19 protein-coding genes are annotated in these 22,960 nt (G+C 65.4%); 3 read left to right on the top strand and 16 right to left on the bottom strand.

The genetic code is table 11. From position 1 onward, the window contains the following. Nucleotides 1-340: 340 nt before the first annotated feature. The 8 genes from ACPQ6D_RS17205 to ACPQ6D_RS17170 all read right to left on the bottom strand — a co-directional run bounded on the left by ACPQ6D_RS17205 (nucleotide 341) and on the right by ACPQ6D_RS17170 (nucleotide 12,374). Complete coding sequence (locus ACPQ6D_RS17205) at nucleotides 341-2,713, bottom strand: hypothetical protein (protein ID WP_423225581.1); 2,373 nt, start codon at nucleotides 2,711-2,713, stop codon at nucleotides 341-343. A gap of 119 nt (nucleotides 2,714-2,832) precedes the next feature. Continuing rightward, complete coding sequence (locus tag ACPQ6D_RS17200; RefSeq protein ID WP_423225580.1) at nucleotides 2,833-3,564, bottom strand: YqjF family protein; 732 nt, start codon at nucleotides 3,562-3,564, stop codon at nucleotides 2,833-2,835. A gap of 334 nt (nucleotides 3,565-3,898) precedes the next feature. Then, nucleotides 3,899-5,110: a CHAT domain-containing protein gene (locus ACPQ6D_RS17195; RefSeq protein WP_423225579.1), complete on the bottom strand. Its 1,212-nt coding sequence runs from the start codon at nucleotides 5,108-5,110 to the stop codon at nucleotides 3,899-3,901. A gap of 231 nt (nucleotides 5,111-5,341) precedes the next feature. Then, nucleotides 5,342-6,055 (bottom strand): tetratricopeptide repeat protein, encoded by a 714-nt coding sequence (locus tag ACPQ6D_RS17190; RefSeq protein WP_423225578.1) that lies wholly within the window; start codon nucleotides 6,053-6,055, stop codon nucleotides 5,342-5,344. 487 nt (nucleotides 6,056-6,542) lie between these two features. Then, entirely contained in the window at nucleotides 6,543-7,256 is a 714-nt protein-coding gene (locus tag ACPQ6D_RS17185; protein WP_423225577.1) for a hypothetical protein, read from the bottom strand. Between the two features lie 80 nt (nucleotides 7,257-7,336). Continuing rightward, nucleotides 7,337-9,229 (bottom strand): tetratricopeptide repeat protein, encoded by a 1,893-nt coding sequence (locus tag ACPQ6D_RS17180; protein ID WP_423225576.1) that lies wholly within the window; start codon nucleotides 9,227-9,229, stop codon nucleotides 7,337-7,339. Between the two features lie 211 nt (nucleotides 9,230-9,440). Then, entirely contained in the window at nucleotides 9,441-11,780 is a 2,340-nt protein-coding gene (locus tag ACPQ6D_RS17175; RefSeq protein WP_423225575.1) for a hypothetical protein, read from the bottom strand. Nucleotides 11,781-11,801: 21 nt separating this feature from the next. Next, nucleotides 11,802-12,374: a hypothetical protein gene (locus ACPQ6D_RS17170; protein WP_423225574.1), complete on the bottom strand. Its 573-nt coding sequence runs from the start codon at nucleotides 12,372-12,374 to the stop codon at nucleotides 11,802-11,804. A 165-nt stretch (nucleotides 12,375-12,539) separates the two neighbouring features. On the opposite strand from ACPQ6D_RS17170, the gene ACPQ6D_RS17165 reads away from it, so the two are divergent. Genes ACPQ6D_RS17165 through ACPQ6D_RS17155 form a run of 3 tightly spaced genes read left to right on the top strand, consistent with a single transcriptional unit; the run spans nucleotide 12,540 to nucleotide 15,120 of the window. Continuing rightward, nucleotides 12,540-12,899, top strand: a complete 360-nt coding sequence (locus tag ACPQ6D_RS17165; protein ID WP_423225573.1) for a hypothetical protein — start codon at nucleotides 12,540-12,542, stop codon at nucleotides 12,897-12,899. Further along, complete coding sequence (locus ACPQ6D_RS17160) at nucleotides 12,880-13,344, top strand: cysteine peptidase family C39 domain-containing protein (protein WP_423225572.1); 465 nt, start codon at nucleotides 12,880-12,882, stop codon at nucleotides 13,342-13,344. Before ACPQ6D_RS17165 ends, ACPQ6D_RS17160 begins: the two co-directional genes overlap by 20 nt. A 3-nt stretch (nucleotides 13,345-13,347) precedes the next feature. After that, the gene (locus tag ACPQ6D_RS17155; protein WP_423225571.1) at nucleotides 13,348-15,120 is read left to right on the top strand and encodes an NAD(P)H-hydrate dehydratase; all 1,773 of its coding nucleotides are present in this window, start codon (nucleotides 13,348-13,350) and stop codon (nucleotides 15,118-15,120) included. Between the two features lie 100 nt (nucleotides 15,121-15,220). Here ACPQ6D_RS17155 and ACPQ6D_RS17150 read toward each other — a convergent pair whose 3' ends face one another. From ACPQ6D_RS17150 to ACPQ6D_RS17115, 8 genes are all read right to left on the bottom strand, one after another. Next, the gene (locus tag ACPQ6D_RS17150) at nucleotides 15,221-15,517 is read right to left on the bottom strand and encodes a YtxH domain-containing protein (RefSeq protein ID WP_423225570.1); all 297 of its coding nucleotides are present in this window, start codon (nucleotides 15,515-15,517) and stop codon (nucleotides 15,221-15,223) included. 118 nt (nucleotides 15,518-15,635) lie between these two features. Further along, on the bottom strand, nucleotides 15,636-16,013 hold the full coding sequence (locus tag ACPQ6D_RS17145; RefSeq protein ID WP_423225569.1) for a hypothetical protein: 378 nt from the start codon (nucleotides 16,011-16,013) through the stop codon (nucleotides 15,636-15,638). A 283-nt stretch (nucleotides 16,014-16,296) separates the two neighbouring features. Next, complete coding sequence (locus tag ACPQ6D_RS17140; protein ID WP_423225568.1) at nucleotides 16,297-16,569, bottom strand: hypothetical protein; 273 nt, start codon at nucleotides 16,567-16,569, stop codon at nucleotides 16,297-16,299. Continuing rightward, a complete protein-coding gene (gene mnmA, locus ACPQ6D_RS17135) occupies nucleotides 16,553-17,683 on the bottom strand; it encodes a tRNA 2-thiouridine(34) synthase MnmA (protein ID WP_423225567.1) in 1,131 nt (376 codons plus the stop codon). Before mnmA ends, ACPQ6D_RS17140 begins: the two co-directional genes overlap by 17 nt. Then, nucleotides 17,680-18,591, bottom strand: coding sequence for a Uma2 family endonuclease (locus ACPQ6D_RS17130; RefSeq protein ID WP_423225566.1), 912 nt, complete (start codon nucleotides 18,589-18,591; stop codon nucleotides 17,680-17,682). Before ACPQ6D_RS17130 ends, mnmA begins: the two co-directional genes overlap by 4 nt. Before the next feature lie 38 nt (nucleotides 18,592-18,629). After that, a complete protein-coding gene (locus ACPQ6D_RS17125) occupies nucleotides 18,630-19,808 on the bottom strand; it encodes a cysteine desulfurase family protein (RefSeq protein ID WP_423225565.1) in 1,179 nt (392 codons plus the stop codon). A 165-nt stretch (nucleotides 19,809-19,973) separates the two neighbouring features. Continuing rightward, nucleotides 19,974-21,434, bottom strand: coding sequence for an NADH-quinone oxidoreductase subunit N (locus ACPQ6D_RS17120; protein WP_423225564.1), 1,461 nt, complete (start codon nucleotides 21,432-21,434; stop codon nucleotides 19,974-19,976). A gap of 13 nt (nucleotides 21,435-21,447) precedes the next feature. Beyond that, the gene (locus ACPQ6D_RS17115) at nucleotides 21,448-22,947 is read right to left on the bottom strand and encodes an NADH-quinone oxidoreductase subunit M (RefSeq protein ID WP_423225563.1); all 1,500 of its coding nucleotides are present in this window, start codon (nucleotides 22,945-22,947) and stop codon (nucleotides 21,448-21,450) included. Between the last annotated feature and the right edge of the window lie 13 nt (nucleotides 22,948-22,960).

Here is a 22,960-nt window from a genome sequence, read left to right as displayed (position 1 = left end):
AGGGCTGCGGCCAGATGACGATCTCAGAGGCACACGACGCCCTCACACATCAACGCTGCGATGTCCACGGTTCCCTGCGAGGGTTGTACCGCGACAGAAGCAGGATCTGCCGCCGCGGACATCGTCACGCCGGAGGCGTGACCTACGATAAAAGTGCGCTATCTTCGTAGATACGGCCTCCTGGCCGGACGACGCCGGTTGAGGGAAGCGAGCTCCGCGGTGGAGGGCGTTGTCACGCCGGAGGCGTGACCTACGATAAAAGTGCGCTATCTTCGTAGATACGGCCTCCTGGCCGGACGACGCCGGTTGAGGGAAGCGAGCTCCGCGGTGGAGGGCGTCGTCACGCCGCTGGCGTGACATACCGGGGTGGTGTTGTTTTGACCGACACGCGACGCCAAAGGCCCGCAAGCACGCTGAGCAGCCCCGCGGCGCTCAGAATCAGCCCCCAGGCCCAGGAAGCCGGCCGAAAACGCAAGTGAACGATCGTGGTGTCGGCGCTGATCGCGACGGCTTGAAAGGCATAGTTGGCGCGGCGAATCGTCAAGGCGCGGCCAGCCTGATCGGTCGCTTGCCAGCCAGGGTAGAACGGCTGGCTGATGACGAGATAGGCCGGCGCGCGGGTCTGCACGTCCACATCCAGGCCGTTGGCCACCGTTGTCACGGCTGCCGCGGCGCCCACGCCGCCGCGCAACGCCTCGCCCCCTTCCACCACCACCTGTCGGGACGGGTCAAAATCGGCGGCATGAATCGCCTGCCAGGCCGCGTCCTGGTCATTGACCACGATCGCATCCTGCGCCACGCTGGCTCGCGGCAGCGCACGGCGATTGCGGAAAACGGCCAGCTCGCCCGGGCTGTCGAAAACCCTCTCGAATTTGTCCCAATCCAGCGTCACATCCTTGCGCGCCACCACGAACTGCGCGTTGAGGAAGTCGTACAGCGGACTGGAGCGCCCGGCCGCACCGATGCCCTCCCAGTAGCGCGCCACGTCGGCCAGCACGAGCGGATTGACGATGCCCCAAATATCGTCGAGACCGGCCACCAGCGCCGTGTTCGGCAGCCAAAGCTGATCAATGTCGGTGCGTGCGTCCAGGCGCCAGGCGCCAGGCTGCTGGCGCAAGAACTCGACAATCTCCGGCTGTTGGTACGCCGAGGTCGGGTTCTTCAGGCTGCTGTCGAGGTACGCGCCAGGGCTGCCCAGGTCGAGGAGGATGAGCAGACAGGCGAGCGCGCCCAGGGTGGCGGGCCGCGCCCAGACCGCCCGCCGGCCGTGGAAGATGGCGAGCGTCGCCAGCAGGAGCGCGGCCAGCGTGGCGACGCCGATCGTCGTCACCGCGACGCGGATGAAGACCGTCTGCTCCCGATCCTGCGTCAACAGCAGGGCCAGGTAGCTCAAGGGCAGGCCGATGGCGAGGACGGCGGCGGTCGCACCTTTGAGCAGACGCCAAACCTGCGCCACGGCTGCGGCCGCGCGCTCATCCCAGGCGTCCAGCAGGCCTTGCAGCCCGTACGCGGCCAGCACAGCCAGACCGAGATCGGTCAGCAGGAGGAGACGCGCGGGCGCGCGCAGCTGCGCGAAGCCAGGCAGCAGCGTCAGCCAGCCATGCGGCAGGGAGTAGAAGCCGAGCGCCAGGGCCATGCCCACGCCGGCCAGGGTCAGCCAGCGCCAGGCGCGGCGATTGGGGTGCAGGAGGACGGCAAGCAGCGCCAGGGCCAGCGGCAAGATGCCGAGGTAGCCGACTTCGACGCGATCCCACGGCCCCCAGTGCAACTGCGGCCCGCGGCCGAAGAAGGCCGGGACGACCAGGCCGATCCACTGCGCGGGCGACAGCGAATACTGCGACGCCTCGCCGTAGCTGAAGGCCGCCCGTTGGGTGAACGGCGTGTGCAGGGCCGCGGGCAGCAGCACCGGCGCGGCCAGCAGGAAAGCCAGCCCCAACGTGAACAGCAGCCGCCCGCTCATTCCCAGCGCCGACGCCAGTCGCGGTGCAGGCGTGGAGTAGATGTCCACCACGGTCAGGACGGCCAACGCCAGCGCCATCGTCAGGATGGTCTGTGGATGCCCGGCCAGGGCCGCGAAGCCCAGGAACAACCCGGCCAGCAGCGCGGCGCGCCCGTCTGAGCGGCGACCGAAAGCCCACAGCACCCACGGCAGCCAACTGGCTGTGGCCAGCAGGTTATAGTTGCCAAAGTGGGTCAGCAGCGGGTCGGAGAACATGAAGGCCAGGCTGCCGGCCAGCGCCGCCCACCAGGCGACGCTCCCGGCCGCGTCCGCGGCGTCCGGGCGCGCCAGCAGTCTGCGCAGCAGGAAGAACATGCCCGCGCCGGCCCAGAAGAAGTGGCCGATGCTCAGCAGTTCCAGGTGGCGGTAGCTCACGGTGGAGGTCACGAGCAGCGTGAGCAAAGTGGGCGGATAGAGCCAGCCGGCCTGCACATCGGCGACATGCGGCGCGCCCAGGTAGAGGTGCGGATTCCACAGCGGCAGATGCCCGCTGTGCAGGACGCGCTGCGCAAAGGCGTAGATCGGGTAGAGAAACGACGCCAGGTCGCCGCCGTCGGCCGGGGTGTAGGCCACGCCGCTGAGCTGCTGCCAGAAGAAGGCGGTCGTCGCCAGGGCCAGCAGGCTGATCCCCCACCAGGGGCCGCGCCAGGTCGGCCGCTGGCCGCGCAACCAAAGGCCCAGGCCGATCCAGGCCGCCAGAACGATCCATCCCATGAGCATTGTTTCCATGCGCCTCACGCGCAGAATCGGAAGAAGAACGGCGCTCCAGGAGCGCTCGGGTCTTTGCCAGGCCGACCCTCGACTCGTCGAGGACGCCACAGCCAGCGTCGGGATCAGATCGGTTCGATGCCCCAAACGACGACATCGAGCCGGCGAGCGAAGTGTAGCACAGGCGGCGTCTCTGGCAAAACAAGTCCCTGCGCCGCAACCATCGTATTGCGGCTGAAGGTCGCCTGCGCCTCTTGCAGGGGCCACGGCGCGTGGTTGATCTCGCCCCGAAAGAGGCGGCCGCGGCGGTCTGCACTGTACAGGCAGTAGCGTTCGGTCAGCCAGTGCGCCAGGCTGCCCGGCGCGGCGCGGAAGACGGTCGAGGTCGGCCCGTAGGTCGCGGTCAGGCCGGCGGCCGGCGCGCCGCGGTGACAGCGCTCGCTCTGGTAATGGATGGCGTCGCCCTGGGGCTGGCAGCGCATGGCCGCGTGAAAGTAGGGCAGGTTGAAGCGCCAGCGCGCAAACCAGACCGCGGTCAGGCGCGCCGCGTCCAGGCTGAGGAACCAGACGCCTGGCTTCTGCCCATCGCTGACGTAGGTGCGCACATTGAGCTCCGGGAAGGCCGACAGGTAAGGCCAGGCGGGCTGGCCGCGGAAGCGGATGCCGGTCATGCGGAAGGGCACGACGGCAATCCATGCCTGGCCGTCGAAGGTGTCCAGGCGCAGGCCGCGCGGGATGCGGTCCGCAAGCAGGGCGGGCGGCAGGGGCCAGTGCGCAAAGAGCAGATCGCGCCAGGTTTGGCGCTGCACCCAGGGCCGCGTCGGCGCGGGCCAGGGGCGATGCGGTTGATCGGCCATCGGCTTTCCTTTACAGTTGAAAAAGCAAACATGGATGCACAGGATAGACAGGATTTAGCTGTTATCAGCGAGCAATAAATTCTAACGCAAAGCCGCAGGGATTCAAGGCCGCAAAGCGTTTGCTGAGCGTCTTTGCATCTTGGCGCCGTGGCCAAGAAACTCTAGCGCAAAGCCGCTAAGACTCAAAGCCGCAAAGCGTCTTCTGAGCGTCTTTGCATCTTGGCGCCGTGGCCAAGAAACTCTAGCGCAAAGCCGCAAAGGCTTTTCTGAGCGTCTTTGCATCCTGGCATCCTGGCGTCTTGGCGTTGAAGCCTGTGATTCCGCCTTGTCCGGGTTAGGCCGTGAGCCGGAAGAGCTGGCCGTCGCCGTCCTGGTCGCGCAGGTAGAGCACCGGGGTGGCCCAGGCCAGACCATGCTGCGGATCGAAGAGCACGCGGCGGCCATCGGCCAGGCAGGTCGCCAGGGCCTTGCCCTGGGCCAGCGAGCGGTAGAAGCGCTGCATGAAGGCCAGCGCGGCCGCCACGCTGACGCTGAACTGCATCGCAACGACGGCCGGGATGCCGGCGAGGAGCAGACCTGGCCCCAGGCCGGTGAAGAGAGAGTCCGCGCCGGCCTGCGCGGTCTGGCAGGCGCTGGCGTAGAGCAGGCGCACCTGGCGGCCGTTGAGCGCCGCGGCCAGCCGCCCGGCATCCACCGGGTCCGGCTCGCAGAAGTCGTTCTCGAAGACGAGGAAGCTGCCGCGACCGCTGGCGCCCGCGGCGGCGAAGGCCGGCAGCGCGCCAAAGCCGCCGTGACCGTCGAAGTGGATGATCTGCACATTATCGGCATCGGCCAGGCGGTCGGCCAGGCGTTTGGCCGTGGGCGGCGTCAACCGCTCCAGGACGACCAGACCAGCCTCCATCAGCGGGGCGAGGGCGACAGCCAACTGGGTCGCTTCCTGGCCGGGCGGCAGGGGCGGCACACCCACCGGCCGCGCCTCGATCAGGAGGATGCGCAGCGGCGGCCTGACGCGCAGGACGGGCGTAGGGCGCGCAAAGCTGATATGGCGCGTGATGGCAACCTGGGCCGGCGGCAGCAAGAACGCGTCGTCATCGTGCAGCAGTTCCCAGGGCAGCGCGGCCAGGGGTGTATCGTTGGGGCCGGTGGTGAGGATCAGGGGCAGCGGCTCGCCCGCGGCCTGCGCGTTCGCCAGATCGGTGCGCAGCAGGCCCGCGACCTCGCTGTCGCTGAGCAAACTTTGCCAGAGACGCCGGCCCACCTCGGCCGCCAGGTCGGCGCGCGGCCGGCCGGCGGAGTCGAGCAGACCGGCGCGGCCCAGCGCGGTCAGCACGGCCGGATCCAGGGCCGCAACCCCGGCTGTGGCCGGATCGAGGCTGGCGATGATGGCCGCGAGCGCGGCCGGGTCGAAGGGCAGCGGCTGGGGATGCGGCTGGCGCGGCGCATCGCCGCCCAGGCGGCTGTGGCTGGCCAGGGTGAACCTCCCGTCGGCGGCCAGGTGCAAGGTGAGGTGATGGGGTGGTTTGGACGATGCGCGTGTCGGTGGCATGGTGGAAACTCCGTCACTACGTAGACTGCCAGGAATCTCGACAGGATTCACAGGATTAACAGGATTGATAGGATCGTTGTCCGTGCGCTTCACGCACAACCCTGGATGCAAAAGCGAGTGGACCGGGAGTCCCGAACGTGTTCGGGAGGTGAACCGGCCAGGACGGCGCTGTCACGCTGGAAGCGTGACCGAACCGCGGAGATGCCAAGAACGCAAAGTCCTGATTTCTCTTCACTGCGCCGGCTTGTCCCCCCTCTCAGCGGCCTGCCGATGACGCTGCGCATAGTCTGCAAGTCCCATTTCTTCAAACAACGTAGCTGCTTGCAGCAAATAGGGGCGCGCCTGTTCCGCCTGACCAATGCGGCGGAGCGTCCAGCCGTAGTTGCCAATTTGCGCTGCAATCGAATAGCGCGAGCCAATCGCCTCGTAAATTTGAACAGCTTCGTGTAGTAAAATTTTGGCTTGCGTGGATTGACCGCGAATCAGCTCTAGTTGCCCCATCACAGCAAGCACGTTGGCCTCGCCCAGCCGGGCGCCCACCTGGCGGTACAGCTCGAGCGCCTGCCCGTACGACGCCAACGCTCCCGCGCGGTCGTCACGAAATTGCTGCACGTCGCCGATGGCCTTGAGCACGTTGGCCTCGCCCAGCCGGTCGCCCACCTGGCGGTACAGCTCGAGCGCCTGCCCGTACGACGCCAACGCTCCCGCCATGTCGGCCGCAGAGTGCTGCGTCGCCGATGGCCTGGAGCACGTTGGCCTCGCCCAGCCGGGCCCACCTGGCGGAACGAACCGAGCGCCTGCCGTACGACGCCAACCTCCCGCCATGTCGGCACGAAATTGCTGCACGTCGCCGATGGCCCACAGCACGTTGGCCTCGCCCAGCAGGATCCCACCTGGCGGAACGAAACCGAGCGCCGCCCGTACGACGCCAACGCTCCCCGCCATGTCGGCACAATTGCTGCACGTCGCCGATGGCCTGGAACGTTGGCCTCGCCAACGATTTCCACCGGCGGGTACGAAACCGAGCGCCTGCCCGTGACGCCAACGCTCCCGGTATCGTCACAAATTGCTGCACGTCGCCGATGGCCTGGAGCACGTTGGCCTCGCTGCCCGAGCCCACCTGGCGGAACAGGTCAGCGCCTGCCCGTACGACAACGCTCCCGCCATTCGGCACGAAATTGCTGCAGTCGCCGATGGCCTGGAGCACGTTGGCCTCGCCCAGCCGGTCGCCCATGGCGGTACAGTCGAGCGCCTGCCCGTACGACGCCAACGCTCCCGCCATTTCTTTACGAGAATTGCTGCGTCGCCGATGGCCTTGAGCGTTGGCCTCGCTAGCCGGTCGCCCACCTGGCGGTACGAAATGAGCGCCTGCCCGTACGACGTAACGCTCCCGCCATGTCGGCACGAAATTGCTGCACGTCGCCGATGGCCCTCAGCACGTTGGCCTCGCCCAGCCGGTCGCCCACTGGCGGGTACAATCGAGCGCCTGCCCGTACGACGCCAACGCTCCCGCGGTCGTCACGAAATTGCTGCACGTCGCCGATGGCCGAGGCACGTTGGCCTCGCCCAGCCGGTCGCCCACTGGCGGTACAGGCTCGAGCGCCTGCCCGTACGACGCCAACGCTCCCGCCATGTCGGCACGAAATTGCTGCACGTCGCCGATGGCCTGGACACGTTGGCCTCGCCCAGCCGTTCCACCGGCGGAACGCTCGAGCGCCTGCCCGTACGACGCCAACGCTCCCGCCATTTCTTTACGAAATTGCTGCACGTCGCCGATGGCCCACAGCACGTTGGCCTCGCCCAGCCGGGATCCCACCTGGCGGAACGAAACCGAGCGCCTGCCCGTACGACGCCAACGCTCCCGCCATGTCGGCGGGAAATTGCTGCTACGTCGCCGATGGCCTGGAGCGTTGGCCTCGCCCGGCCAGGTTTCCACCTGGCGGTACGAACCGAGCGCCTGCCCGTACGACGCCACGCTCCGCGCGGTCGTCACGAATTGCTGCACGTCGCCGATGGCCTGGAGCACGTTGGCCTCGCTCAGCGGCAAGCCACCTGGCGGAACAGGTCGAGCGCCTGCCCGTACGACGCCAACGCTCCCGCCATGTCGGCACGAGAATTGCTGCACGTCGCCGATGGCCTGGAGCACGTTGGTCTGCCCAGCCGGTCGCCCACTGGCGGTACGAACCGAGCGCCTGCCCGTACGACGCCAACGCTCCCGCCATTTCTTTACGAAATTGCTGCACGTCGCCGATGGCCTTGAGCACGTTGGCCTGCCCGAAGCCGGTCGCCCACCGGCGGTACGAAACCGAGCGCCTGCCCGTACGACGCCAACGCTCCCGCCATGTCGGCACGAAATTGCTGCACGTCGCCGATGGCCTGGAGCACGTTGGCCCATCGCCAGCCGAGCCCACCTGGCGGTACAGCTCGAGCGCCTGCCCGTACGACGCCAACGCTCCGCGCGGTCGTCACGAAATTGCTGCACGTCGCCGATGGCCTTGAGCACGTTGGCCTCGCCCAGCCGGTCGCCCACCGGCGGTACGAACCGAGCGCCTGCCCGTACGACGCCAACGCTCCGCCATGTCGGCAGGGTGCTTGCACGTCGCCGATGGCCCTCAGCACGTTGGCCTCGCCCAGCCGGTCGCCCACCTGGCGGTACAGCTCGAGCGCCTGCCCGTACGACGCCAACGCTCCCGCCATTTCTTTACGAAATTGCTGCACGTCGCCGATGGCCTTGAGCACGTTGGCCTCGCCCAGCCGGTCGCCCACCTGGCGCGCCACCGCGAGTCCGCGCTGCGCGCTGGCGAGGGCATTCGTATAGTCTCCCGCCAGCCGCAAAACATTGGAAAGACAATTCCACAAATCCACAACCGTCTCTGCTTCACCAGCCGGCGACAGCTCGACGACTATGCGCAAAACCACTGCAATCTCATTCCAATAGCCGCGCCTATCGAGGCTGTGGTCGTGACCCCCTGTCAGATAGGCTGCGGCGCTGGCCGCCGCGCGCCAATCGCCCGCCGCCAGCCAATGCCGCGGCACAGCCAGCACTTCCTGCGGCGTCACCGGCTCACCGCCCTGCCAACGATCCGTCAGGAACTCAGCCGCGCGGCGCTGCGCCGGCGCAGGGTCGGCCAGCCGCGCCAGGCCAAAGTCACGCACCAGGGGGTGGAACCGGTTCTGTTCCCCATCCTGGTAGAGCAGGCTGCGCGTGCGCAGCAGGTCACGCGTCTGGCGCCACGCGGCCGGCGCCAGATCCGTTACCGCGGCGGCGCCGGCGTCGCTGAAAGGGGTGTAAAACACGGCCAGCGCGGTCAGCGCCTGCTGGCCGGCCGGCGGCAGGCGGTCGAAGGAGAGGGTGAGGGACGCTTCCAGGCTGCGCAGACGCTCCGGCACGCCGTGGAGCGCGGCGTCGGCCAGCTGCGCGCGCCGCGAGGCCAGGGCCGCGGCCAGCGCAGCCAGGTCAGGCCAGTCGCGGGTCAAGGCCGCGGCCAGCTCGATTGCCAGCGGATGGCCGGCGGTCTGCTGCAGCAGGGCTTGCGCGCCCGCGGCCTGCTCCACAAGGGTCTGGGGATTGGGCAAGTGCGCGGCCAACAGGCGCGCCGCGGCGGGGTCCGCCAGCGGCTTCAGTTCGAGCAGCAGCCAGCCGGGGCAGCGCACCGCCTCACGCGTGGTGATCAGCGCCAGGCAGCCGCCGGGCAGCGCGGCCAGGAAATCAAGGAAGGTCTCGCGGTCGGCCGCGGTCTCGAAGTTGTCCACCACGAGCAGGACGCGGCGGCCCACCAGGCTGGCCAGCACGGCAGCGCGGCGTTCGTCCGGCGGCAGGCCCTGCCCCGTGGGCGCAAAAGGAAGCTGGCTGGGCAGGCTGTCGAGCAGGGCATCCACCCCCAGGCCGTTTTCGCACGAGTGGAAGGCGATCGCAGGCGGGTCGCCGAAGCGCCAGCCCTGGCGGGCGATGATCTGGTGTGCGAGTGCGGTCTTGCCGATGCCGCCGACGCCCCAGAGGACGATGCTCTGCCCGGCCTCGAACGCGCGTGCGAGCTGTGGAATTTCCGCATCGCGACCGACGAAGAGCCGCGGCGCGGCCGTGCGCGGCGCGGCTGCAGTGAACGGCGATTTGAGCACGATTTCCTCCGCAGGGTCAACGGATACGCGTCATGTCTGCATCCATTTTACCCTGTCACGCGCTTCTGCGCAAAGAAAAGAGATCAGAGATCAGAGATCAGAGATCGGGTGCGTGGAAGGCGATTGATCTCCGGTCTCCAATCTCCAATCTCCAATCTCCGGTCTCCAATCTCCGGTCTCCGGTCTCCAATCTCCGGTCTCCGGTCTCCAATCACCTCCCCAACTCCAGCTCCGCCAGCACAACCTCATCTCCCCCGCTGCTGACGGGCAGGCGCTGGCCGCTGGCGCCGTCGTACAGCCCCACGCGCAGTTGGTAGCGGCCGGGGGGCGGCGAGGCGACAAAATCGAGCGGATGATGATCCTCCACGATCTCGCCCGCTTGCCAGCGTGTGGTGGGGGAGAAGAAGAAACCAGGCTCGCCGTCGTGCTGCGCCCACGTCACCCCCTGGCTGTCCACCAGGTGCACGAAGACCTTGAAGTCGCGAGTCGGCCGCCGCAGCGCCAGCCAGGTGAGCGTCACCTCTTGCCCCGACTGCGCCTGGGCCGGCGGGGCAGTGAAGCCGATCAGCGCCATCTCGTCGCCGAACTGCGCGTGCACGGCTGTGGGTGTTCCATCCGCAGGCTGCGTCCAGCGTGCGGCCAGCGTCAGACCGCCGCCCAGGAGCGCCAGGCCCAGCAGGCCGGCCGCGACGATGGACGCCGGCCGCGGCCAGGGACGCATCCGCCAGAGCAGCGCCGCGGTCAGCGCCAGGCCGAGCAGGGTGATGGCCCAGCCCGCGCGGCGCAGGGGCGTCAGGCCAAAGCGCAGGAGCACGTCATGGCGGCCGGCGGGCAGGTCAACGCCCACCAGCGCCAGCGGTCCGGTCGGCTGCACGGCCGCGGGCTGGCCGTCCACCAGCGCCTGCCAGCCGGGGAAGTAGAACTGATGCAGCTGCAGCGTCCACGCCGTGGGGCTGTTGACCTGGAAACGGTGTTCCAGCGGCGTCTGCCGTCCGGGCGTCGCCTGCACGCCGGTCAAGGGCGGTGTGGCCGCGGCCGGCCCGGCAGAGACGAAGAAATCGCTGCGCCGGGGCAAGGCCCACACCGGCATATACTCGAACATCCAGGCGTTGCCGTGCTCACGCAGCCACAGCCCGCGGCCAAAATCGTAGAGCGCCAGCGTGGCGCGGTTGACGTTGGCGTCGGTCAGCGGCGTGTCGGTGGTGGGGGCGACGGCCGGCTCCCAGGGCAGGCGCGCCAGCGCCGCAGGCATCAGGAGGGCCAGGACGACGAGCAGGGGTGCAAGCCTGCGCAGGGAGGCTGCACGCTCGTGGCTGTGACCGTTCGGCTGAAGGCTCACGACGAAGCCTCGGTCGCCCGCGAGATAGGCCGCCAGCAGAGCCGCGGTCAGCACGCCCAACGTTTGCCAGCGCCAGGGGAACTGCAGCAGGAGCAGGCCAGGCACGCTGCGCCAGAGCGGGCGCGACCAGGTCGTCTGCATGAAGAGCGCAAACAGGGCCAACCCCACGCTCAGCGCCAGCAGGAGGCGTTGGCTGCGGCTGAGGCGGCGCCAGCGCCAGACCCCCGCAGTCAGTCCGGCCAGCATGACGATGGCCTGCGCCAGCGGCAGCGCGTGCAGCGCCGGCGGCTGCTGCGCCAGGGTGTAGAGGTGATCCCAGCGCGCCTCGACCAGGCGCGCAACCGGCGCCAGCTCGGCCGCGGCCCAGGCGTCGAAATCGAGCGTCACCTGGCCGGCCAGCACCTCCTTGACTTCGCCCAGGGCTGGCAGCCAGAAGGCCGCGCTGAGCAGCACGCCCAACATGACCAGGGCCGCCATCTGCGCCGCGGCGGTCACGCGCGCGCTGGCGGTGGGCGACTTGAACGCCAGCAGCAGCGCCCCCCACCCCAGCAGCACAGGCGCCGCCAGGATCAGCGTCAGATTGTGCGTCAGAATCAACCCCGCCAGGCTGACCCCGCCCCACCCCACAGCCCACCACCCCCGACTCGATCCCCGGTCTCCGATCTCCAATCTCTGGTCTCCGATTTTTGCCAGCGCCAGCAGGAGCAGCGGCAGCCAGACAAAAGCCAGGTGCTCGCCCAGCGCGCCGCGCGTCCACGCGTCGGCCAGGTGATAGGGCGCCCAGGTGTAGACGGCTGCGGCCAGCACGCCGGCCCAGGGGTTGAAAAGCTCCGCCGCCAGGGCGTACATCGCCAGGGCGGCCAGCAGCAGGCCCGCAGCCAGCGTCCATTCCAGGGTGCTGGCCAAGCCGGCGCCCAGGCGGTGGAAGATGAGCCCCGCATAATAGCCAAGCGGCGCGTAGAAATTGAGCACGGGAAAGCCGTAGCCGAAGCCTTCGTCGGCCAGCCAGCGCGTGCCGAGGTAGCCGCTGCGCTGCGCCAGGTCAAGGTTGAAGAGGCGAAAGAGGTGATGCGCGCCGTCGTCGGTCTGCTGCAGGCCAGGCTGCCACAGGGGCTGCAAGGCCGGCAGGGTCAGCAGAATGACCAGGAGGAGTGGGAGGAGTGTGCGGACGCGGCGCGATAATTTCGTGCGCCTCGATGGTTGCGTCGTCATGGTGAGCGTCGTTGGCCGGAATTATGGGCCGGGTAGTTGCACAAGATTACTTCCGGAGAGTTTGAATTTCCATGTGGCTCTTAGGCTGGCGCAACACAGACCCTCGTTCGGTCCGTGTATCATCATGTCGAGAACAATCTCGCCATCCTGGATAACGGCTGAATTGACCAACACCCGGTCGCCCAAATCCACCGTGGCAATGTTCAAGGGCTTACCGTTTTGGTTGAGAACCGCAGCCAGATCTGAAAATACGCCGGCGCCGCCAGCACGACTCTTCAAAATAACCGCCGCATCGGGCCAGCCATCGTTGTTCAGATCCCCGAATGCTATTGGATCCACCAGCCTGATGAAGTAATCGTCTTGTGACTCTCCCGGCAATGGTGGCAACTGGTATAAGCCATTGACGAGTTGGAAATTTCCTGGCAGGCTGGTGCTGTGATAAGTTGCATTCTTCAGCGTCTCTACAGCCAATGGCGGGTAGGTCGCGGTTGCAGAGGGGAGTACAGACCTGTTGGCGTTTGGTTGCGCGCGGCCTTGCAGGCAGGCCGAAAGGAGCAGGCACATCATCGCTACGATCGGAATGGCCCTGTTCATGTTCATTCCATGATTTTACCAGGATTACGGGCAAACCGCCAAGATTCCCTGGGCGGCAAGATGAAATCGTGATTCACGTATTCGTGCGCCCATTCATGGGTAGCTCGCCAACGCAAGGTTGCCCAAGCGCGTGCGGTGTGGTAGAATCCAACTTGGAGGTGCGACATGGCACTGCAGGCAACGCTAACTATGACACAGGTTCCAACCGTGAGCCAAGTGTCTGTGAAGATCGAGGTACAGACCACGCTGAATGTCTCAGCTTATGTGGCTCGCCAGAAAGCGAACCGTTTCTTGATCATGCAGGCAGGTGATCAGCTTTGCGCTGGTGAGCCAGAGCTAGCCATTGGCAGCGTCATGTATTGGCGCGTTCCGGTTTTCTACGCGCCTGGGCAGCGAGGCAATCTGGGCACCGTTGGGCAAGTGCTTGTCAACACGGAAACCGGGGAAGTGCTTCTTGCTGATGGGTTAACCGCTGCTGATTTGATGGAACGGGCTGAGATTCTCTATGCACGTATCGCATTATAAACAGGAACTGCTCTACAGTTGCCTGCCCGCATGCGTTCGTATGGTTTTGGCGTTCTACGGCAACCAGCGATCAGAGTCAGAATTGCGAACGCTATTGAAAACTCGTCCAGGTGGCACCAGTCCTGCGCAAGTGATGCTGCGCTTGCCTGACCTGGGATTCGAAGCATACGTGATGGACGGATCGCAGGCCATCTTACAAAATATGCTGAGTATGGAACGGCCGTGCATCGTCCACGTTTTGACAACACCACTGCCTCACTGGGACCAGGAAGCCATTCATGCCCTCGTAGTGACTGAGATCACGCAGGAGCACATATGGGTGCACGATCCGATTATAGAACAAGGTCCAATGGCGATTGACCTGGGAATGTTTCTGCACGCCTGGGCGGCTACCGATCGCTTAATGATTGTCATTGTCCCGATCGAATCTACGCGGAGTAAGTAAGCGATGAAAATTGTAACAACCGATGAGATGCGCGCCCTGGAGAAGGCAACCGACGCCGCGGGGTGGTCGTATGACGATATGATGGAAGCCGCGGGTAAGGCCGTGGCCGCAGCCATCGAGACGCACCTGGGACCCCTGGCCGCGGGGCCTGTACTGATCCTGGCCGGTCCCGGCAACAACGGCGGCGATGGCCTGGTGGCCGCGCGCTGGCTGCAGGCCTGGGACTGGGAAGTGCGGGTCTACGCCTGGAAACGCCCCGGCGCCAAGAGCGACGTCAACTTCCATAAGCTGACCGAGGCCGGGATTCCCCTGGTGCACGCAGAGGCTGATGCAGACCGCGCGCGCCTGCGGGCCTGGCTGGATGAGGCGCTGGTGGTGGTGGATGCCCTGCTCGGCACCGGCGTCGCTCGCCCCATCGAGGGCGATCTGGCCGACATCCTGGCCCTGACCCGTCAAGCCGTCAGCGAGGAGACGCGGCTGGTCAGCCTGCCGCCCGTCGAGGATGAGGGCGAGGATGCCGCCGGGGCTTTGTTCAACCTGACGGAGCCGCTGGCCGAGCTGGATCGCTTCGACGAAGCGCAGTTGAGCAACATCGAAGTCGTGGCCGTGGACTGCGCCAGCGGGCTGGACTGCACGACCGGGGCCGTGGACCCAGCCACCCTGCCCGCCGATTACACCGTCACCTTTGGCTTTCCCAAATACGGGCACTACCTGGGCCGCGGCGCCGAGGTCACCGGCACGCTCCTGGCCGCGGACATCGGCATCCCCGACGATCTGGCTGCCGCCATCCAGGTGGAAGTCGTGACGCCCACCATGGTCGCTGAGCTGCTGCCGCCGCGGCCGCGCAACGCGCACAAGGGCACGTTTGGCAAAGCGCTGATCGTCGCCGGGTCGGTTTACTACACCGGCGCGGCCGCGCTGGCTGCCCAAGCCGCGACACGCGCGGGCGCAGGCCTGGTGACCCTGGGCGTCGCACGGCCGCTGCACGGCATCCTGGCCCCCAGTCTGCTGGAAGTGACCTGGCTGCCGCTATCGCACGACATGGGCGTGTTAGCCAGCGACGCCGCGCGCATGATCAACGAAAAGCTGGCCGGCTACAAGGCGCTGCTGATCGGGCCTGGCCTCAGCACCGAAAAAGAGACCGGCGCGTTCCTCAAGGCCTTTTTCCAGCCGGAAGAACCGAAAACCAAACAGCGCAGCGCCATTGGCTTCGCGTCGCAGGCACCTGAGCGCGCCGCCAGCAGCGCCGGTAACGATGAAGTCAAGGCAAGCGGCCCGCGCGGCGACCTGCCGCCCCTGGTGGTGGATGCCGATGCGCTCAACTGGTTGGCGCAGCAGGACCATTGGCCCGCACTGTTGCCGGCCAACTCGATCCTGACGCCGCATCCCGGCGAAATGGCGCGATTGTGCAAACTGGAGTTGGATGCGGTGCAGGCTGATCGTTGGGGACTGGCAGCCAGCCAGGCCAAAGCCTGGAATCAGGTCGTGGTGCTGAAGGGCGCCTTTACCGTCATCGCCGCGCCCGATGGCCGCGTACGCGTGCTGCCCTTTGCCAATCCGGCCCTGGCGACCGCGGGCACCGGCGATGTGCTGGCCGGCGCGATCGTCGCCCTGTTGGCGCAAGGATTGTCGCCGTTCGACGCCGCGCTGACTGGTGCGTACCTGCATGGCCTGGCCGGCGACCTGGCCGCGCAGGAAATTGGCCTGGCCGGCGCAGTGGCCGAAGACATCATCTCCTTCCTACCTGCAGCCTGGCGTCGCCTCAGCGGGCAATAAACACAAAAAAGCCGCCGAACGTTATCTATGCAACGTTCGGCGGCGCGCTTTTCCACCCCTCTGCGTTCGGTCTCCGGTCCCTGGTCTCAGATCTCCGACCTCACCCGTGCCCGTTATTCATGCTGCGGCGCCGCTCTTCCAGCACATCGCGGCCGCGCGTGCTCAAATCGCCGACCAGGCCTTCCGCGCGTGAAGCCATCTGCTCGGCGCGCTCCACCGCCGGCCGCGCCGCGGCCTGCGCCTGCTGACGCGCCTCGTTTGCGGTCTCCTGCGCCCGGCGCTTGAGATCAGCGCCCATCTGCGTCAACTGCTGCCGCGTCGCTTCACCCGACTGCGGCGCCCGATACAACGCCAGCCCAAACCCAACGGCCGCGCCAATGACTAATCCCCAAAACATAGTCCATCTCCTTGCTCAACCGCTTCTGGCAGCCAACCCACGCAGCTCAAAAGCCGCCTGCGGCTAACGCAGCTCACGCAGGCCTGCCATTCGGCATTCAGCTTTCAGAATTCCTCGTTTACCCATTGCGCCCCAGCAGCACCTTCAACGACTGCTGCCACCCCGCCACTTTGCTCGTGACCCTGATCGCCGGCTGCACGACCTGATCGCTCATGAAGGTGGCCGTACCACGCACCGTGCCAATCGTTTCTTGCGTGGCGGTCAGCATTGGCTTGATTTCCCGCTGCATCATGCGCGTCAGCGTGTAGACTTGCCACACCAGCACCGTCAGCAGCGCGCCGATGATGAACAGTTCGAGCGTCACAAAAATGATGAACAGGTCGCGCACGATCGCGGCGGCCGGCGGATGCGTGACCAGCAGATAGATGATGCCGATGAAAAGGAGTACGGCAACAACAGCTCCGATGGTGATCCAGGTTTTAGTCTTTTTGTCCATTGATTCCTCAATCCGGCCGCCTCCCGGCGGCGCTGATATGACGCGTCCGCGGCGCTCCTCCCAGGCGCAGCCGCGAACAGTGACTCCTCAGATCATGCCTTAACGGCTCAGGCATCCTGCCCCAACTGCAGCGGCCGAATGAATTCGGGCCGAAAGGGCGTTCCGCCGCCAGGTCAGCCTACGCTGACCGGCGCCGCGTCCAAGCAGGTTGGACGCTCGGCAGTACGCCCAGCAGGCGCAATCTCAATCGCGCTTGCGACGGCGCAGCGCCTGGGTCGCTACATCATGCCTTGTGAAAGCGGCTGCGCACCACGGCCAGGGCCGACACCGCGCCCAGCGTTCCCGTCACAATTTGCGCCTGACCGAGGGCCGGAAAACGCAGCGCGGCCCCAGCAAAATGACCTGCGGCGAAACCGGCGAGCGAAGCCAGGATGAACCATCCCAGCCCGCCCAGGGTGCGGCCCTGCCAGGCATGGAAGATCGCGGCATAGAGCAGCGCCAGGCACAGGCTCAGCCACAGCGCCGGGTGCACCAGCAAATCAAACAGCCCGGTCAATGACGCCTCCCCCCAGGCACGCGTCGCCATCATAGAAAACAACGCCCTGGCCCGGCGTGATGTCGCGCAAGGGATGGTCAAACTGCACGTGTACCCTATTCGCTGCCAGCGGCGTCACCAGAGCAGGAACCTCATGCGCCTTGTAGCGAATGCGCGCTTGCACCTGCAGCGGCGCGTCGGGCGGCTGCCTCACGCCCCACGTCACCTGGCTGGCGGTCAATTCAGTCTGGCCGAGCGCAGCCGCTGGACCAACAATCACAGCGTTGCGGCTGGCATCCAGCCGCAGCACAAACAGCGGTTCCGGCGCGCCGATTCCCAGGCCCTTGCGCTGACCGATGGTGTAGAAGGCCAGGCCCTCATGCTGTCCCAGCACCTGCCCGGCCTGGTTGATGATCGGTCCGGCTTGTACAGCCGCTGGCGCCCAATCGCTCAAAAAGCGGCGATAGTCATTGTCAGCCAGAAAGCAGAGGTCCTGGCTCTCACGCTTGCTCGCCACGGTCAGGCCGCGAGCCGCCGCGAGATCGCGCACCTGGGGCTTGGTCAATTCGCCCAGGGGGAACATCAGATGCGCCAGTTCGCGCTGCGAGGCCATGTGCAGGACGTAGCTCTGATCTTTGGACGCATCCACGCCGCGCCAAAGCTGATAGAGCGGATAGTCCAGGCCATCCCAGGCCGCGAGCGCGCCCTGGGGCGCGTCCACCTGACGGACGCGCGCGTAGTGACCGGTTGCCAGGTAATCGGCGCCCAGGGTGCGCGCATAGTCAAACAGGAACCCCAGGCGAATGGTGCGATTGCACGCCAGACAGGGGTTCGGCGTCAGCGCGTCGCTATAGCCCTGGATGAAGGTATCCACCACGTTCTCTTTGAACGGTCGTTCCACGTTGATCAGGTAGAACGGAATGTCCAGCGCATCGGCCACGCGGCGTGCATCGGTGACCGATTCGAGGGAACAGCACTTGTTGCTGAGCGCCTCCCCGTTGCTGATCTCAGCCCACAGGCGCATCATCACGCCGATGACGCGATATCCCTGCTCCACCAACAGGGCCGCGGCCACAGAACTGTCCACGCCGCCGCTCATTGCCACGACTACGGTTATGTCACGTTTATCGGTCATGCTGGAATCGCAGCCGTCCATGCGTCCAATGTCGGGGCCGTTTCGATCAGCGATTGCAGCCGCAGCAGCGCAGGTTCATCACATGCGTCCAGTTGCGCCACGGTTTCCGGCGCAAGCGCCGCGCCAAAGCGGTAACGGGCAAGGGTTGGCAGCAGGCTGCGCAGAGTGGCTACACGCCCTTCCGCACGCCCTTCCGCGATCCAGGCCGTAGCGACTTCGCCAGCCACGGTTTCGGCTGATGCCTGCATGGCAAAGATGTCGGCCACGCGCCGCTGCCAGCCAGGCAGGAATGGCTCGCACGTGATGACATCGTCCGTGCCGTAGGCCTCCGGCTGCAGCGGGTTCTGCGCGCGATAGACGTAGATGCGCTGGCGGCGTACATCCACATCCCACACCACCTCCGCCTGGTTGGCAAAGTAAAGCTGGCGCTTACGTCGCTCTTGGGCGCGGCGATTGGAAGGCGACCGCGTCTCCACGACCAGCTCTGGACAGCCATGCAGAATCAGGCGCTCGCTGGGACCCGTGGGCTGCGCCGTCGCCGCCCGCGTCCATGAAATCAAGGCAATGTCGGGTTTGATGACATCGCCGTTGCTCAGCAGGCATTCCATCTGGTCGGGCAAGCCAGCGCCAAAGCCCGCCTTGCGCGCCGAGAGATCCAACATCGCCTGGATATTGCCGGCCACCATGCGCTCAGAAAAATCGGTCATTTCCTGCCAAACCAGCCAGCCGTTGTAAAGCTCGACTGCCTCCTGATCCAGAATTGTTTCCGCATTGTCAATCGTGTAGGGGCCGTTGATGCGCGCATACGCTTCCAAGATATCGGCCGGCCAGCCGCGGCCCACTTCTGGCAGGGCACGCGGCGGCTTGTGGTTGGTTCGCCGCGGCGTCGTGAGGGTAGCAGTCATCATCTCACCTCTGTCATGCCCGATCTAGCCATCGTGATTGTTCACGCGTACGCCGCCGTCATCTGGCGCAGGCGCGCCACCAACGGCGTCAGTGCATCCATCAACGCCTCGATGTCCGCATCCGTCGTGCTGTGTCCCAGGGTCAGGCGCAGATGACCGGCCGCGGTTGCAGGATCCACGCCCAACGCCATCAGCACATGCGACGGCTCCTGTGCCGCGCTGGTGCAGGCTGAGCCGCTGGAAGCCGCAATACCGGCCATGTCGAGGCCCATGAGCACCCCTTGGATCTCCAGGCCGCCAATCAGAAAGCTGGCATGGTTGGGCAAACGCTGCGTGCGGTGACCGCTGACCCGCACATCGGGAATCTCGCGCAGAACCCGGTTGATCAAGCGGTCGCGCAAGATGGCCTGGTGCGCGTTGTTGTTCACGCGCGACATCTGCGCCAGCGTCAAGGCCTTGGCCATGCCCACGATATACGGCACATTTTCGGTGCCTGCGCGATGTTTTGCTTCCTGGCTGCCGCCCGTCACCTGGGACCACAAGGGCGTGCCGCGACGTACATAAAGCAAGCCAATGCCTTTTGGCCCGTAGAATTTGTGCGCCGAGAGCGCCAGCAAATCCACCTGCAAATCGTCCACGTCGAGCGGAAGCAGTCCGCCCCCCTGCACCGCATCGGTATGGAACGGGATTCCTCGCGCCCGCGCCAGCGCGCCGATCTCTGGCAGCGGCTGAATAGAGCCGATCTCGTTGTTGGCGTACATGACGCTGATCAGGATGGTGTCCGGGCGCAGGGCGGCCTCCAGGTCAGTCACCGCAACCACGCCATCCTTATCCACCGGCAGAACGGTCAGCTCAAAGCCGTAGTGGTCGCGCAGGTCGAGGGCTGTTTGCAGGACGGCCTTGTGCTCCACGGCGGAGACGATCAGATGCCGGCCGCGCCCGCGCGCCCGCTGCGCCAGGGCGACGCCGCGCAACGCCAGGTTGTCAGCTTCGGTGCCGCAGCTGGTGAAAACGATCTCGTGGGGCTGGCAGTTGAGAAAATGGGCAATGCCCTGGCGGCTCTGATCGAGCGCGCGCGCCGATTCTCGCCCTAATCGGTGGATGCTGGAGGGGTTGCCATAGGATCCGCTGAAGTAAGGCAGCATGGCCTCGACGACTTCGGGCGCCACCGGCGTCGTTGCGGCATGGTCAAAATAGATGATACGATTCGCAGTTGGCATAGCACTCAATCCAAGATCGAAATTCTAAAGGCCAACGAATTCTAACATTGTGTGCGCTGACTGTCAAGGAGCGTTGGATGTCAACCGTGTGACCAATGAAACGGGCGGCGCTGCTGGATCAGCCGCGCCGCCCCTCTCTCATGATGCGACCGTGATCGGTCGAAATCACCCACCCACCAGGGCCAGCAGCGTCGTGCGCGCCAGGGAGATCCACGGCGTGGGCCACACGCCCACCAGCACGGCGCCTAACACAGCCACCAACAGCACAACATTCCAGGCCGGGTTCAGGTTGATTTGTCCGCTCGCCGTTTCGCTGCCCAGGTACATATTGACGGTGACGCGCAGGTAGTAATACGCGCTGAGCGCGCTGTTGAGCACGGCCACAATGACCAGCCAGGCCCAACCGGCATCCACGGCGGCTTTGAAGACGTAGAGCTTGCCGAAGAAGCCAGCCAGGGGCGGGATGCCCGCCAGCGAGAGCATGAAGATGGTCATGATCGCAGCCAGCGCCGGATGACGGCTGCCCAGGCCATTGGGCGCGCTGACGTCCACGTCCATCTCGGCCGCGTTCTCCAACACCTGCACGACAGCAAAGGCGCCGATGTTCATGAACGCGTAGGCAAAGAGATAATAGAGCGTAGCGCCGACGGCCTGATCACTGTTAGCGGTCAGGCCTACCAGGATATAGCCGGCGTGCGCAATGCTGGAATAGGCTAACAGGCGCTTAAGACTCGTCTGGCGCAGCGCGGCCAGGTTGCCCACGGTCATCGTCAACACAGCCAGGATCGCGATCACCCACAACCACGGTTTATCGAAACTGGTCATGGCAGCCAGCACACGCAGGAGTGCAGCGAAAGCCGCGGCCTTGGTGCCGACCGACATGAAGGCTGTGACCGGCGTGGGCGCGCCCTGGTAAGCATCAGGCGCCCACATGTGGAAAGGCGCCATCGCCACCTTGAAGCCGAAGCCGATCAGGAGCAGCCCCACACCGACCGGCAGCAGCGGGGCCATGGGGCTGGAAACGGAAAACACGGCCAGGAAACGCGCAATGAGCGCAAGGTTCGTGGTCTGCGTGGCCGCGTAAACGAGGGCTGAGCCAAAAAGGAAGAAGGTGCTGGCAAACGCGCCAAGCAGAAAATACTTCATCGCAGCTTCGGTGGAGCGGGGCTGCTTCAGGTTGAAACCGGTCATGACATAGAGGGCCAGGGAAAGGATTTCCAGGCTCAGGAAAATCGTCATCAGACTGGTGGAAGCGCTGATGGCCGTCATGCCCGCGCAGGCCAGCAGCAGCAGGGCGTAATATTCGCCGACGCTGTCGCTGACACGCTCGATATAGCCAAACGAGAGCAGAATGCCGAGCGCGCCGGCGGTCAAGATGATAACGTTGGCAAAGAGGGCAAAAGAGTCAGCCACGGCCATGTTCTGGAAATGCCGGACTGGGCCGGGCCATAACCAGGCGCTGGCTCCCATCGCCAGCAAGAGGCCGATCAGCGCCAGCCAACCGAGAAGGCGTTTGTTGCTGCGCAGCAGCGTCACTTCGGCCATGAGAATGAGCAGCGCCATAGCCACCAACACGAGTTGGGGCAAGATGGCAAGAAAATCGAGCGTCGGTATCTGGATCGGCATGTTGGATGACCCTCTAAAATCCGGGGCGACCCTGGTCAATCATCACGGCCGGCGGGGACGCCTTGAGATGTTGGGCCAGGCTTTCGACGGAGGGATTGATCTTATCGAAGAACAGGTTGGGGAAGAGGCCGATGATCACGAAGAGCACGACCAACGGCGCCATGATGGCAATTTCGCGTCGAGTCAGATCAGGCAGGACGGTAATCGTTTTCGGTTTGCTGAGCGGACCTTGCATCATCTGGCGGAAGGCGGTCAGCAGGTACCAGGCGGCCAGGATGATGCCAGCCGTGGCCGGCCAGGCGAAAGCCGGATTGGCCTTGAACGCGCCCAGCAGAATGGTGAACTCGCCCACGAAGCCATTCAAGCCTGGCAGGCCTACCGATGAGAGCATGACGATCAGGAGAAGCCCGCCATAGATCGGAATTTCTTTCCACAGGCCGCTGAACTCGCTCATGATGCGCGTGTGCAGGCGTTCATAGAGCATACCAACCAACAAGAACAGCGCGCCCGTGCTCAGGCCGTGGTTGACCATCTGCAAGACCGCGCCCGACATGCCCTGGGGAGTCAAGGTGAAAATGCCGAGCACCACGAAGCCCAGGTGGGCGACGGATGAGTAGGCGACCAGGCTCTTGATGTCACGCTGGCGCAGCGCGACCAGCGCGCCATAGAGGATGCCAATTACGGCCAGGGTGGACAGCCAGGGCACAAAGGTGACGGTGGCTTGCGGGAAGAGCGGCAGACAGAAGCGCAAGAAGCCGTAGGTGCCCATCTTGAGGAGGACGCCCGCCAGGATGACCGAACCAGCGGTCGGCGCTTCCACGTGGGCGTCAGGCAGCCAGGTGTGGAAGGGGAAGAGCGGCACCTTGATCGCGAAGCCGAGGGCAAAGGCCAAAAAGGCCCAGAACTGCACGATGTAGGCCAGGTTCTTGCCCTGCAGCACCACCACGTCGAAGGTGCCGCCGTAGAAATAGACCACCAGGATGGCGACGAGCATCAGCGCGCTGCCGGCCAGGGTATACAGGAAGAACTTGACGCTGGCGTAAATGCGCCGCGGCCCGCCCCACTGGCCGATGATGAAGTACATCGGCACCAGGCTCGCCTCCCAAAAGACGTAGAAGAGGATCAGGTCCAGCGCGGTAAAGACGCCGAGCATCGCCGTTTCCATCAGCAGCATGAAGAAATAGAAACTGCGCGTGCGGGTGTGGATGCTCTGCCAGGAGAAGAAGATGACCAGCGGCGTGAGGAACGTCGTCAGCAGCACCAGCCACAGGCTGATGCCGTCCACGCCCAGGTAGTACTGGATGTTGAAAGCCGGAATCCAGGCCCGCTGTTCGACGAACTGCATTCCGGTTTCGCCGTTCTGCCACCAGACCAGCAGACCCAAGGAAACGACGAAGGTCGCCAGGGAAACTACCAGCGCCCAAACACGCTGCGCCCGCTCCTGACGAAGAAAAAGCAAAATCAACGCGCCAGCGAGGGGTAGGAAGACAATGATCGAGAGTAAGAAGGTCATGTTCTTTCTCAGC

It is taken from the genome of Candidatus Amarolinea aalborgensis (assembly GCF_900491745.1).
Lineage (GTDB): Bacteria > Chloroflexota > Anaerolineae > SSC4 > Amarolineaceae > Amarolinea > Amarolinea aalborgensis.
The sequence above is the reverse complement of the archived record's forward strand: the minus strand, read 5'-3'. Positions and strand labels throughout refer to the sequence as shown.